Source organism: Thermomonas mangrovi (genome assembly GCF_028201335.1).
Classification (GTDB): Bacteria; Pseudomonadota; Gammaproteobacteria; order Xanthomonadales; family Xanthomonadaceae; genus Thermomonas; species Thermomonas mangrovi.
This window is the reverse complement of sequence record NZ_JAPEVV010000003.1, coordinates 218,712-232,358: the sequence shown is the minus strand read 5'-3', so window position 1 is coordinate 232,358 and position 13,647 is coordinate 218,712. Positions and strand designations below refer to the sequence as shown.

The 13,647-nt window shown below is 72.8% G+C and carries 8 protein-coding genes; 7 read left to right on the top strand and 1 reads right to left on the bottom strand.

Annotated features, from left to right (window positions below; genetic code table 11):
- Positions 1-222: 222 nt before the first annotated feature.
- Both ON759_RS07600 and ON759_RS07595 read left to right on the top strand, forming a co-directional pair.
- Positions 223-1,407, top strand: a complete 1,185-nt coding sequence (locus ON759_RS07600; protein WP_271679763.1) for a class I SAM-dependent rRNA methyltransferase — start codon at positions 223-225, stop codon at positions 1,405-1,407.
- Entirely contained in the window at positions 1,407-2,111 is a 705-nt protein-coding gene (locus ON759_RS07595) for a VIT1/CCC1 transporter family protein (RefSeq protein ID WP_271679762.1), read from the top strand. The genes ON759_RS07600 and ON759_RS07595 overlap by 1 nt, the downstream gene beginning before the upstream one ends.
- Positions 2,112-2,122: 11 nt before the next feature.
- On the opposite strand, the gene ON759_RS07590 is transcribed toward ON759_RS07595, so the two are convergent.
- The gene (locus ON759_RS07590; protein WP_271679761.1) at positions 2,123-2,473 is read right to left on the bottom strand and encodes a GFA family protein; all 351 of its coding nucleotides are present in this window, start codon (positions 2,471-2,473) and stop codon (positions 2,123-2,125) included.
- A gap of 101 nt (positions 2,474-2,574) precedes the next feature.
- Here ON759_RS07590 and ON759_RS07585 point away from each other — a divergent pair, with 101 nt between their 5' ends.
- The 5 genes from ON759_RS07585 to recD all read left to right on the top strand — a co-directional run bounded on the left by ON759_RS07585 (position 2,575) and on the right by recD (position 13,587).
- Positions 2,575-3,927, top strand: coding sequence for a DNA recombination protein RmuC (locus tag ON759_RS07585; protein WP_271679760.1), 1,353 nt, complete (start codon positions 2,575-2,577; stop codon positions 3,925-3,927).
- 152 nt (positions 3,928-4,079) lie between these two features.
- Complete coding sequence (locus ON759_RS07580; protein WP_271679759.1) at positions 4,080-4,541, top strand: glycine zipper domain-containing protein; 462 nt, start codon at positions 4,080-4,082, stop codon at positions 4,539-4,541.
- A gap of 201 nt (positions 4,542-4,742) precedes the next feature.
- Positions 4,743-8,126, top strand: coding sequence for an exodeoxyribonuclease V subunit gamma (recC, locus tag ON759_RS07575; RefSeq protein WP_271679758.1), 3,384 nt, complete (start codon positions 4,743-4,745; stop codon positions 8,124-8,126).
- Positions 8,123-11,713, top strand: coding sequence for a UvrD-helicase domain-containing protein (locus tag ON759_RS07570; protein WP_271679757.1), 3,591 nt, complete (start codon positions 8,123-8,125; stop codon positions 11,711-11,713). Before recC ends, ON759_RS07570 begins: the two co-directional genes overlap by 4 nt.
- Positions 11,710-13,587, top strand: a complete 1,878-nt coding sequence (gene recD, locus ON759_RS07565; protein WP_271679756.1) for an exodeoxyribonuclease V subunit alpha — start codon at positions 11,710-11,712, stop codon at positions 13,585-13,587. Before ON759_RS07570 ends, recD begins: the two co-directional genes overlap by 4 nt.
- Positions 13,588-13,647: the final 60 nt, after the last annotated feature.

The window sequence follows — 13,647 nt, the reverse complement described above, 5'->3', positions numbered from 1 at the left end:
GGCCGGCGGGCGCGTCCTTGCGGGATGCAAAGAGGGTGAGCGCGCTTCGCCTGGCGGCGAAGGTCTCACTCACAGGCGGTTGGCCTGCCACGGCGCCGGGGCTGTGCGCTGCTGGCAGCGGGCCCGTAATGACGACGACGTGCGCGGAGTTACTCCCCTTCTTGGGCGACAATGATGGGCCAGGCGTGAAGGCGCCGTCAATGCGAACCGCTCGCAACCGTCATGACCGAACCCCTGCCCGTCGTCCGCCTGAAGAATGCGTGGAACTCCACCCATCCGTGGATCTTCCAGCGCCTGGTCGAGAAGCCCGCGCAGCGCCCCAAGCCGGGCAGCATCGTCGAGGTGGTCGGCGTGGACGGCGCCTGGATCGGCCGCGGGTTCTACAACGGCCACTCGCGCATCGCCCTGCGCATGTTGGAGCGCGACCCCGACATCGCCGTCGACGGCGGCTGGTTCGTGCGCAAGATCGGCGAGGCGGTGCGCCTGCGCCGCGAGATCCTCAAGCTGGACGAGGTGTCCAACGCCTGGCGGGTGGTGCACAGCGAGGGCGACGGCATCAGCGGCCTGGTCGTGGACCGCTACGACGACCTGCTGGTGGTCGAGTTCTTCAGCGCCGGCGCGTGGCGGCATCGCGCGGTGATCTTCGACGCGCTGCGCGAGCATTTCCCCGGCTCCCGCTTCCACAGCTTCGCCGACGAGCACGTGCAGAAGCAGGAGAGCTTCGACTACAAGGACACCCACGGCACCGCGCCGGCGATCGTCACCGAGCACGGGCTGCGCTTCCGCGCCGACCCGGCGGGCGCGCACAAGACCGGCTTCTTCGCCGACCAGCGCGAGAACCGCGAATGGCTGTCGCGGCAGTGCGCCGGCAAGCGCGTGCTCGACCTGTGCTGCAACACCGGCGGCTTCGGCGTGTACGCGGCGGCGCGCGGCGCCAGCGAGGTGGTCGGCATCGACATCGACGCGGCGGTGATCGAGATCGCGAAGGAGAACGCCTACCTCAACACGACGCTGATCGGCGGCCGCAAGCCGCGCTTCGTGCAGGCCGACATCTTCCCGTGGCTGCGCGATGCCGGGAACAACGGCGAGCGCTTCGACGTGGTGATCCTGGACCCGGCGAAGATGACCCGCGACCGCGAACAGGTGATCAACGCGCTGAAGAAGTACCTCGACATGAACAAGCTGGCGCTGGGCGTGGTCAAGCCCGGCGGGCTGTTCGCCACCTACAGCTGCACCGGGCTGGTCAGCGAGGACCAGTTCCTCGACATGCTGCGCCGCGCCGCGTTCTACGCCGGCCGCACGGTGCAGGTGCTGAAGGTCGCCGGCGCCGGCCCGGACCACCCGTGGCTGGCGCAGGTGCCGGAATCGCGCTATCTGAAGGCCGTGTTCTGCCGGGTGCTCGACTGATGGACGCATTGCACGAACACATCGAATCGCATCGCAGCCAGCGCGCCGGCTGGCTGCGCGCCGCGGTGCTGGGCGCCAACGACGGCCTGATCTCCACCGGCAGCCTGGTGCTGGGCATGGCCACCGCGCAGGCGGCGCCCGGCGCGATCCTGCTCAGCGGCGTCGCCGGCCTGGCCGCGGGTGCGTTCTCGATGGCCGCGGGCGAGTACGTGTCGGTGAGCTCGCAGTCCGATGCGGAAGCGGCCGATGCCAGGCGCGAGGCGGATGCGCTGCGCGACCATCCGGAAACCGAGCTTGCGGAGCTCGCCGAGATCTACGAACGCCGCGGGCTGGAGTCTTCTCTCGCGCGCGAGGTGGCGGTGCAGCTCACCCGTCACGACAGCCTGGCCACCCACCTGCGCGACGAGCTCGGCATCCAGGACCACTTGCGGGCGCGCCCGGTGCAGGCCGCGCTGGCCTCGGCCGCGGCGTTCACCGCGGGCGCATTGCCGCCGGTGCTGCTGGCCTGGCTTTGGCCGGGGCCCGGACTGGCCGCGGGCATCGTCGCGTGCACGCTGGTGTTGCTCGCGGTGCTCGGTTACATCGCCGAGCGCATTGCCGGTGGCGGCGGCGTCAAGGGCGCCTTGCGCGTGCTCTTTTGGGGGGCGTTGGCGCAGGGTGCGACCGCGCTGATCGGCCACCTGTTCGGGGTGGCCACCGCCTGACCCGGACCCGCCTAGCGGGCGCGGCCGTCGTAATGGGTGACCGGGACGGCCTCGAGGTCGATGCCCTCGATGCAGCGCAGGTTGATCGCGGCCATCGCGGTGCCATCCGGGCCGACGCCCTCGCCGAACGGGTGGATCCCGCAAGTCGGGCAGAAGCGGTGGCGCACCACGTGCTTGTTGAAGGTGTAGGTGGCCAGCGCGTCCTCGCCGGAGGCGACCCGCAGGGCCGTGCGCGGCACGAACCACAGCAGCGAGCCCTTGCGCTGGCACATCGAGCAGTTGCAGGACACCCCGCCCGTGATCTCGCCCTCGACCTCGAACGCGACCTGTCCGCAATGGCAGCTGCCGGAATGGGTCGTCATCGCGTCGCTCCTGTTGGTGGGGAGCGGCGAGCATACGCCGGGGGATGCCATCGCGGCGTCGAGGTCGCAGCGCCTGCGACGGCGCTCGCTACACTGGCGGGATGGAGACGAACACCCTGTTGCTGGTCCTGTTGCTGCTGGCCGCGTTGGCGATCCTCGGCCTGCAGTTCGCGGCCCTGCGTCGTCGCCCGGGCGATGCGCTTGCGGACCTGCTGCGCGAGGAGCAGCGCGCGGGCCGTGGTGAATTGCGCGAGCAGTTGGAAAGCCTGTCGCGGCAGCAGGAACACCGCATCGACGGCTTCGGCCGGCACCTCGTCGACCTCACCCAGCGCACCGACGCGCGGCTCGACGAATTGCGCAGCGCCTTGAACGACGATGCGCACAAGGCACGCCTGGAACTGGCGACCCGCCAGCAGCAGTTCGCCGACAGCCTCGGCCAGCAGGTGCGCGAGCTCGCGCAGCGCAACGAGCTCGGCCTGGCCCAGGTGCGCGCCACCCTGGAGCAGCAGCTGCAGGCGCTGCAGGCCGACAACGCGGCCAAGCTCGAGCAGATGCGCGCAACCGTCGACGAAAAGCTGCATGCCACCTTGGAGACGCGGCTCGGCCAGTCCTTCAAGCTGGTGTCCGAGCGCTTGGAGGCGGTGCAACGCGGCCTCGGCGAAATGCAGTCGCTGGCTGCCGGCGTCGGCGACCTCAAGCGCGTGCTGACCAACGTCAAGGACCGCGGCGGCTGGGGCGAAGTGCAGCTGGGGGGCATCCTCGACCAGGTGCTGACCGGCGAGCAGTTCGCGCGCGGCGTGCGGGTGCGCCCGGGCAGCAACGAGGCGGTGGATTTCGCGGTGCGCCTGCCCGGTCGCGGCGAGGACGACGTGCACGTGTGGCTGCCGATCGACGCCAAGTTCCCGCGCGAGGACTACGAGCGCCTGCTGGATGCGCAGGAACGCAGCGACGTGGACGGCGTGCGCAGCGCCGGCGCGCAACTGGAGCGCGCGATCCGGATCCAGGCCAAGTCGATCAGCGAGAAATACGTGGTGCCGCCGCATACCACCGACTTCGCGCTGATGTTCCTGCCGACCGAGGGCCTGTACGCGGAAACCATCCGTCGTCCCGGCCTGATCGATGCGTTGCAGCGCGAACACCGCGTGGTCATCGCCGGGCCGACCACCTTCACCGCCTTGCTCAACAGCCTGCAGATGGGCTTCCGCACGCTGGCCATCGAGCAGCGCTCGAGCGAGGTGTGGCGGCTGCTCGGCGCGGTCAAGAACGAATTCGGCAAGTTCGCCACGGTGCTGGAGAAGGCGCATGGCCAGCTCGACACCGTGCAGAACAGCCTCAAGCAGGCCGGCGTGCGCACGCGCCAGATCGAAAAGAAGCTCAAGGGCGTGGAATCGCTGCCCGGCACCGACGCGCAGCACTTGCTCGGCGGCAGCGACGGCGACGCCGACGAGGCGTGATCGCACGCCACGCGCGCATTCACCTGCCTGACGCGTTCATGAGTGCGAAGACGGCCTGCACGACTCCTTGACCCGGCGCAGACGCCGCGCCGCGCAAGGTGGGCACGTCCCGGACACGAGGTCCCGGATCAACCCCACACAAGGAGCAGGACATGAGCGACATCAAGAAGGATCACAGCATCGGTGAAGGCACGGGCGCGGTCGCGGGTGCGGTCGCGGGCGCCGCAGTGGGGTCGATGGCCGGTCCGGTCGGTACCGTGGTCGGCGCGATCGCCGGCGGCGCGCTCGGCGCCAAGGGCGGCGGCGCGGTGGCCGAGGCGGTCAACCCGACCGAGTACAACAACTACTTCGAGAAGAACTACACCTCCGCCCCGTACTACGTCGGCGGCAGCGAGTGGCGCGATTACAAGCCGGCCTACCAGTACGGCTACGACACCTACGGCCAGTACCGCGGCCAGCGCTTCGAGGACGTCGAGAACACCCTGGAGCGCAACTGGAACGAAGCCAAGGCCGACTCCCGCCTGGCGTGGAGCGAAGCCAAGGGCGCGGTGCGCGATGGCTGGCACCACATCGAGCGCGCGATGCCGGGCGACGCGGACCGCGACGGCCGCTAAGTAAGCCGCACCAGGGGACGGCGATCCGCCGCTCCCGACCCTCCGTGGCCTGCGGTGGCACGCCGCACACGTGGCGACACGGCCGATCGCATCCAACGGGCCACTCCGAAGGCCGCCGCAAGGCGGCCTTCGTCTTTGTCGCGCGGCGCGCGGGCGGCGGTCTCCAACCCTGCGACCGGGCTCCGGCACAATGCGGCACCGATGAGCGCCGCGCCCGACTTCCGCCTCTACCACTCGAACGCGCTCGACGTGCTCGCGGGGTTGCTGGCCGAAGCCCTGCGCGACAACGTGCCCGGGCAGTCGCTGCTGCAGCTGGACACCGTGCTGATCCCGCAGGTGGCGATGCGGCGCTGGTTGCAGGCGACACTGGCCGCGCGCCACGGCATCGCCGCCAACATCGCGTTCCTGACCCCCGGCGAATTCGTCGCCCGCGCGCTGGACGCGAACCTCGGCAAGGCCGATGACGAACTCGACGCCGCCGGCCTGCGCTGGCGGCTGTACGCCGCGCTCGCCGATGCACGGCTGATGGCGCTGCCGGCGATGGCGACGCTCGCGGGCTATCTGCACGACGACGATGCCGCACGGCGCTGGGCGCTGGCCGGCGAACTCGCCGGCGTCTTCGAGAAATACCAGGCCTGGCGACGCGACTGGCTGCTGCGCTGGGACGGCGGCGCCGACCCGGACGATCCGCAGGCGATCCTGTGGCGCGCGGTCGCGGGCGGCCGCGGACATCGCGCACGGCGGATCCAGGCCTACCTCGCGCGCTTCGGCGACGGCGACGCGCTGCCCGCCGGCCTGCCGGCGCGGCTGTTCGCCTTCGCCACCCTCAACATCTCGCCCGACGTGCTGCGCGTGCTCGCCACCCAGGCGCGCGTCGGCACCCTGCATTTCTACCTGCCCACCCCGAGCCGCGCGTACTGGGGCGACCTGCAATCGCTCGGCGCGCGCTTGCGCGCGGGCGAGGATCCGTTCGCCGGCGATGCCGACGAGAACCCGCTGCTGCGCGACTGGGGCGCGGCGGGCCGCGATTTCATGGCCCTGCTCGGCAGCTACGAGGTGGTGCATCCCTCGGGCGAGTTCGCCGCTTACATCGATCCGCAGGACAGCAGGCACGACGACCGCCCGGACTTGATGCAGCACAGCCTGCTGCGCCGCCTGCAGGGCGACCTGTTCCATCGCCGCGCAACGCCGGCCACGCCGTTGCGCGCCGAGGTCCAGGCCGACGACACCAGCCTGCAGTTCCACGCCTGCCATACCCGGCTGCGCGAACTGCAGGTGCTGCACGACCGCCTGCGCGGACTGCTCGAGGACACGCGCTTCGACCCGCCGCTGCAGCCGCGCGAGATCGCGGTGCTGGCCCCGGACATCGATCCCTACGTGCCCTACCTGGATGCGGTGTTCGGCGGGCAGGGCGAACGCCATCCAATCCCCTACGCGCTGGCCGACGCGAGTCCGCTCGCCGACGAACCGCTGGCCGACGTGTTCCTGCGCCTGCTCGGGCTGCCGCTGTCGCGCTTCGGGCTGGAGGAAATCCTCGACCTGCTGGCCAGCCCGCCGCTGGCCGAGGCCAATGGCCTGCAGGCCGACGACATCGAGCGCCTGCGCGGCTGGCTGCGCGAGGCAGGCGCGCGCTGGGGACTGGATGCGGCGCACCGTGCGCAACAGGGCGCGCCCGCCGACGATGGCTGGACCTGGCAATTCGCGCTGGACCGCCTGCTGCTGGGCCATGCCAGCGGTGACGAGGCCGAGGTCGCCGGCGCGGGCGATCGCCAGGTTGCGCCGTGGATCGGGCTGGAAGGCAGTGCGCTGGATGCGCTCGACCGCCTGCTGCGCCTGCTGCGCGAACTGGCGCGGCAGGCGCGCGTACTCGGCGAGGCGATGCCGCCGGCGCGCTGGCGCGAGGCGCTGCTGGCCATGCTCGAGCGGGTGCTGCCGGTACCGCCGGCGACCGCGCAGGGCCAGCGTGCGCTGGACCGCCTGCGCGGCCTGGTCGATGGCTTCGCGCAACAGGCGCAGCGCGCGGACTACGAGGCCGCGGTGCCGCCCGAGGTGGTGCGTGCGCATTTCGCCGCGGTGCTGGGCGAGGCCGACACCCGCGCCCCGTTGCTCACCGGCGGGGTCAGCTTCGCGCGGATGGTGCCAATGCGGCTCCTGCCGTTCCGCGCGATCTGCCTGCTCGGCATGAACGACGGCGACTTCCCGCGCCGCGATCCCGCCGCCGGGCTCAACCGCCTCACCGCCACGCAGGGCACGCCGGAGCGGCGCCATGGCGATCGCTCGACGCGCGACGACGACCGCTTCCTGTTCCTGCAGCTGTTCGCTTCCGCGCAGGACGTATTCCACGTCAGCTGGCTCGGCGCCGACCCGCGCGACGGCAGCGCGCGCGAGCCCTCGGTGCTGGTCTCGGAATTGCTGGCCGCCGCGGCCGCGCAGCACGCCGATCCCGCCGCTGCGACGGAGGCGCTGGTGCTGCACCATCCGCTGCAGCCGTTCTCGCCGGCCGCATTCGGCAGCGAGGATGCGCGCCTCTTCAGCTATCGCGCGCAGTGGCACCCGGCCGCCGGGCGTTTGTCGGGCGCGCGCAGCGCGCTGGCGCCGTGGAGCGATGCCGCGCAGGCGCTCGCCGCGCCGGCAGGCGAGGAGGCCTCGCTGTCGCTGGATGCGCTGCGCCGTTTCCTGCTGGCGCCGGCCGCGCGCTTCCTGCGCGAGCGCCTGCAGCTGCGCCTGCCCGACGCCGACGACGCCGGCGACGACCTCGAACCGCTGCAGGTGCCCTCGCGCGGGATGCAGCGATCGCGCCTGCAGCGTGCGGTGTTCGCGCGCCTGCTGGACGGCGACGGGATCGATGCATTGCAGGCGCGGTTGCGCGCGCGCGGGCTGCTGCCGGCCGGGCCGGCCGGGCGACACGCGCTGGACGCGCTGGTCGCCGAGGTCGCGCCCTACGTCGCTGCGTTCGCGCGCTGGCGCGGCGCGGACAGTGCGGCGTCGCGGGTGCTGGAGGTCGACCTCGACGGCCTGCGCCTGCACGGCCGCATCGCCGACGTGTACGCGCCGGGCGTGGCGCGGCTGCGCATCGGCATGCCGAACGGGCCGTCGGTGATCCGCACCGGCCTGGACTGGTTGCTGCTGCGCGCGGCCGAGGTCGACGCGCCCTTCGTCGAGTTCCATGACACCGCGGACGCGGGCATCGGGCCATTCGCGCGCGACCCGCTGTCGCCCGAGGCCGCGCGCGACGCGCTGCGCGCCCTGCTCGCGCTGTGGCGCGAAGGCCTGCGCCGGCCGCTGCCGTTCGCGCCGTACGCCGGCTGGACGCTGTTCGAACGGCGCGACGACCCGGGGCGTGCGATCGACGCGGCGATGAAGCAGTGGCGTGGCCGCGACGACGGCGGCTGGGCCGAGGGCGCCGACGACGCGCTGCGATTGGCGCTGCGCGGCCGCGACCCGTTCGCCGACGGCGAGGCCCTGCGCGACTTCGCGCGGATCGCCGGCATCGTGTTCGGTGCGGTGCAGGACGGCCAGCCGCAGCCGATCGCGCTCGGCCACGTCGACCTGCCGGACGACGACGAGGCGGAGGACGCCGCATGAGCGCGCCCGATCCCTACCTCGTGCTGCCGCTGGCCGGCGTGCAGCGGATCGAGGCCAGCGCCGGCACCGGCAAGACCTTCACCCTCGCCACCCTGGTGGTGCGGCTGGTGGTCGAGCGCGGCCTGCGCATCGGCCAGGTGCTCGCGGTCACCTACACCGAGGCCGCCACCCAGGAATTGCGCAAGCGCATCCGCGAGCGCCTGCAACTGACCCTGCGCCTGCTGGATAGCGCGCCGAACGATGACGACGGCGCCGAGGCCGCGCTGACCCATGCCTTGCTGCAGCGCCATCGCGCGTCCAGCGGCGAGGACTTGGCGGCGCTGCGGCGACGCCTGCGCCAGGCCGTACTGGAGATCGACCTCGCCGCGATCCACACCATCCACGGCTTCTGCGCGCGGGTGCTGCGCGAGCATGCGTTGGACGCCGGTCAGGGCTTCGATGCGCCGGAGCTGCTGGCCAACGATCGCGAGCTGTACGCCGAAGTCGCCGCCGACCTGTGGCGCGTGCATGCGCAGGACGCGACCACCGTGGAGGACCTGGCGGCGCTGTGGCCGAACGGCCACGACGAGCTCGCGCGCGACCTGCCGGCGCTGCTGCAGGCGCCGGTGGTGCTGCCGCCGGCGGCGTTGCCCGCGCACGACCCGACGCCGGTGCTGGGCGCGGCGTCTGCCACGCTCGTCGAGGCCATCGAGATGCACGGCGAAGACGCGCGGAAGCGGATCGCGCGCGCCTTCGACGGCAAGGTCTTCGATGGTCGCCGCGCGCGTCGGCCAAGTTTCGACAAGGCGTTCGAGGAGTTGGACCGCGGGCGCGCCACCGGGCGTTGGCCACGCACCGACAAGACGCATCTGCAAAAGCTGTTGCCGGCCCAACTGCGCGATTACTGCAAGGAAGGCCAGGCCGCGCAAATTCCCGCATCGCCATTGTTCGATGCGCTTGCGGCGTGGTGCACGGCGGATGATGCGATGGAGGCCTGGCTCGCCCGTCGCCGCGCCGCCTTGCTGCACCGCCTGCGCGACGAAGGCCGCGCGCGCGTGGCCCGGCTCAAGCACCAGCGCGGCGTGCAGGGCTACGACGACCTGATCGCCGGGGTCGCCGCCGCGCTCGACGGCGCCGGCGGCGAGGTGCTCGCGCGGGCGCTGCGCGCGCAGTACGCGGTCGCCCTGGTCGACGAATTCCAGGACACCGACGATCGCCAGTGGCGGATCTTCGACCGCGTGTTCGGCCGCGGCAGCCCGGCGCCGACGCTGTTCGTGATCGGCGATCCCAAGCAGGCGATCTACGGCTTCCGCGGCGGCGACGTGCACACCTACCTCGCCGCCAGCGCGGCCGCCGCGCACGCGCCCGACCTGCGCGAGAACTTCCGTTCGCGGCCGGCGCTGCTCGCCGCGCTCGCCGCGCTGTACGCGAATGCCGGCGACATGCTGTCGCGCGATCCCGACATCGCCTTCCATCCGGTGGTGCCCGGCGGCAATCGCAGCGATGCCGATTTCCTCCGCGATGGGCTGCCTGCGCCCGCGCTGACCGTGTGGCAGGCGCCACCGCCGCCGACGGACGACCAGGGCAAGCGCAAGCCGTGGCGCGCGGGCGAAGCACGGGCGCTGGCCACCCGCGCCTGCGTCGCCGCCATCCATGATGTGTTGTCGCAGGCCCGCAACCGCGACGCACGAATCGAAGGCAAGCCGGTGCAGCCGGGCGACATCGCGGTGCTGGTGCGCACCCACCACGAGGCCACGCGCGTGCAGCAGGCGTTGGCGCTGGCCGGCATCCCCGCAGTCGCGGCCGGCAAGCAGAGCCTGTTCGCCACCGCCGAGGCGCGCGAGCTGCAGGTGCTGCTGCTCGCCCTGCTGCATGGTGGCAATGATGGCCGCCTGCGCGCCGCGCTAGCCACCGTGCTGGTCGGCGAGGATGCCGCGGCGATCGACGCACTCGACCGCGACGGCGACGCGCATCGCGCCTGGCAGTTGCAGGCGCAGCACTGGCGCGACCGCCTGCGCAGCGGCGGGCCGCTGGCACTGGTCGGCGACCTCTGCGCCGCGCAGGCCGAACGCTTGCTCGGCCTGCTGGATGGCGAACGCCGGGTCAGCAACTACCTGCAGCTGGCCGAGCAGTTGCAGGACGCGCAACGCCAGGCGCTGGGCCTGCAGGGCCTGGCCGAATGGCTGGCGCGCCGCATCGCCCGTGCCGACGCGAACGACGAGGCGCAGCTGCTGCGGCTGGAGTCCGACGCACGCCGCGTGCAGATCGTGACCCTGCACAAGAGCAAGGGCCTGGAGTATCCGTTGGTGTTCCTGCCGTTCATCGGCATCGGCGGCAAGACGCCATCGCCGGGCCGCTATTGCAGCGTGCACGACCAGCACGCGGGGCGCCGCCTGCACTGGAAGTTCGAGGCCTTGCCCGAGGCCGGCTGGGCGGCCGCCCAGGAGGCGTGGAAGCGCGAGCAAACCTCCGAGCAGGCGCGCCTGCTGTACGTCGGGCTGACCCGCGCGCGGCATGCGCTGTGGCTGGCCAGCGGTGCGTTCTACAACGCCGACAAGACCGCGCTGCACCCGTTGCTGCGCGATCAAGCCGCGTTGGCCGGGGCTGGCGTGGTGTTCGATGCGAGCGAGCCGCCCACCGCGCTCCCGCGCCTGCCGGTGCAGGACGATGCGCCGGTGCCGGCCGCGCGCCCGGTGCTGCGCCGGCTCGCCACCGACTGGTGGGTGCATAGCTTCAGCCAGCTGGCGAAGGCCGATGCCGGCCTCGACACCGCCAGCGCCGCGACCCTGCCGGTGGCCGGTGGCAACGACGAACCGGAGGCTCCCGACGATGAGGCGGGCGAGACGCGCATCGACGATCCGCGCTTCGCCGGCAACCGTTACGGCGTGGCCCTGCACGCCGCGTTCGAACATGCCGATTTCGCGGCCTGGCGCGACTGGCGCGAAGGCGACGCCGCGCCCGCCGACGAAGCGCGCGTGATCGCCGGGGCGCTGCGCGCGGAAGGCTATGCGGAGGACGTGCTGGACGACGGCATCGCGCTGACCACGCGGCTCATCGGCCATACCCTGACCGTGCCGCTGCCGGAAGGCCTGCGCCTGTGCGACCTGCCGGACGGCGAGCGTCGCGCCGAAATCGAATTCCAGTTCTCGTTGCAGCCCACCCGCGTGGACGCGCTGCTCGCCTTGCTGCATGCGCATGGCGTGGTGCGCGAGCGCCACGGCTTCGGCCTGCGCCAGCGGCTGGACGGGCTGATGACCGGCCTCATCGACCTGACCTACCGCCACGATGGCCGCTGGTACGTGCTCGACTACAAGTCCAACCGCCTGCCCGCGTACGACGCCGGCAGCCTGCAGCGCGCGATGCAGCACAGCGAATACGACCTGCAGGCGCTGCTCTACACCCTGGCCCTGCATCGCTGGCTGCGCTTCCGCCTCGGCGACGGCTACGACTACGCGCGCGACTTCGGCGGCATCCGCTACCTGTTCTGCCGCGGGCTGGATGCCGCGCGCGACGACGGCGCCGGCCTGCACGCGCAACGCTTCGCGCCCGCGCTGATCCATGCGCTGGACGCGCTGTTCGGCCTGCCGCCGGGGGAGGCCGCCGCATGAGCCTGCTGCGCGAACTCAACCGGCTCAAGGCGCTGCGCCCGCTCGACGACGCGCTGGCGCACAGCCTGCGACGGCTGGATCCCGACACCCACGACGACGTGCTGGCCGCCGCCGCGCTGGCTTCCCTTGCCGTCGCGCAGGGCCATGCCGGCTTCGATCCCGCCAACCCGCGCCGCCTGGTGGATGCCGATGTCGCCTGGCCGCAGGCCGATGCGTGGATCGCGCAGCTCGCGGCCTCGCGCTTCGTCGCCACCCCGGACACGCCGGAAGCCCCAGCCGCAAGCGCGCCGCTGGTGCTCGAGCACGGCCTGCTCTACCTGCGCCGCTACCGCGAATACGAACGCCGGCTCGCGCTGCAGTTGCGCCGCATCGCATCACACCCGATGGCAGGCACCGGCCTCGACGCCATCGCGCCGCTGTTCGCGCAGATCTTCCCCTCTCCCCTTGAGGGAGAGGGTGGCGCGCAGCGCCGGGAGAGGGGTGAGCAGCACGACGATGCCCAGGCCCGCGCCGCCGCGCTGGCCCTGCGTCGCGCCTTGCTGCTGGTCACCGGCGGCCCCGGCACCGGCAAGACCACCACCATCGCGCGCCTGCTGGTACTGCGCATCGCTCAGGCGCGCGCCGACGCTGTCGCGCCGCCGCGGATCGCACTGGCCGCGCCCACCGGCCGCGCCGCCGACCGCATGGCCGAGAGCCTGCGCCAGGCCGCGCAGGGCCTGCGCGCGCTCGGCATCGACGACGGCCTGCTCGACGCGCTGCCCACCGGCGCCAGCACCCTGCATCGCCTGCTCGGCGTGATCCCGGAGTCGCCCGACTTCCGCCACCATGCCGGCCATCCGCTGCCGCTGGACCTGCTGGTGGTGGACGAAGCCTCGATGGTCGACCTGCCGCTGATGTGCAAGCTGGCCGAGGCCGTGCCAGATGGCGCGCAACTGATCCTGCTGGGCGACCCCGACCAGCTGCCCTCGGTGGAAGCCGGCGACGTGCTCGCCGCCATCCTCGAGGCCGCCGGCGCGGGCGAGGCCCTGCGCCCCGACGATGCCGACGCACTGCAGCCGTTGCTCGGCGATGCGCCGCGCCTGGCCGACGCGCCTGCCGGCCTGCACGGCCACCGCGTCCACCTGCGCCGCGGCTGGCGCCAGCACGACAGCCTGCAACTGGCGCCGCTGGCCGAGGCCGTGCGCGCCGGCGATGCCGCCCGCACCCTCGACCTGCTGCGCCCCGGCCAGCTCGCCAACGTGCATCGCCACGAGGCCGACGCCGACCCGTTGCAGGACCCCGCGCTCGGCCTGCTCGCGCATTTCCGCGCGCTGGCCGCCGCCACCGATCCCGCAGTCGCCCTGCGCCAGACCCAGCGCCTGCGCCTGCTCACCGCCCTGCGCGAAGGCCCGCACGGCGCGCGTGGCCTCAACGCGCGGATCGAGGCCGCGCTCTCCGGCCGCCGCATCGGCAGCCCGCCCGCGTGGTACCCCGGGCGCCTGCTGCTGGTCACCGAGAACACCTATCGCCACGGCCTGTTCAACGGCGACGTCGGCATCTGCCTGCCTGATGCCGAGGGCGCGTTGCTGGCCTGGTTCGCCGAACCCGGCGGCCACGGCGCCCGCGCCTTCCATCCCGCCGCGCTGCCCGCGCACGACAGCGCCTTCGCGATGACCGTGCACAAGGCGCAGGGCAGCGAGTTCGACACCGTATGGCTGCAGCTGCCGCGCCAGGACGCCCGCGTGCTCAGCCGCGAGCTGCTCTACACCGGCATCACCCGCGCGCGCGCCGCGCTGCACGTGGCCGGCGGCGCCGAGGTCATCGCCGCCGCGTTGTCGCGGCATGCCAGCCGGGTGTCGGGGCTGGGCTGGCGCTTGTCCGCGGCCGTGGGCTGAGGCCACCCGCCCACGCGGACGCGTGCCGCGCAGCGCCGCGTGTGCAATCCGAACGGTGCG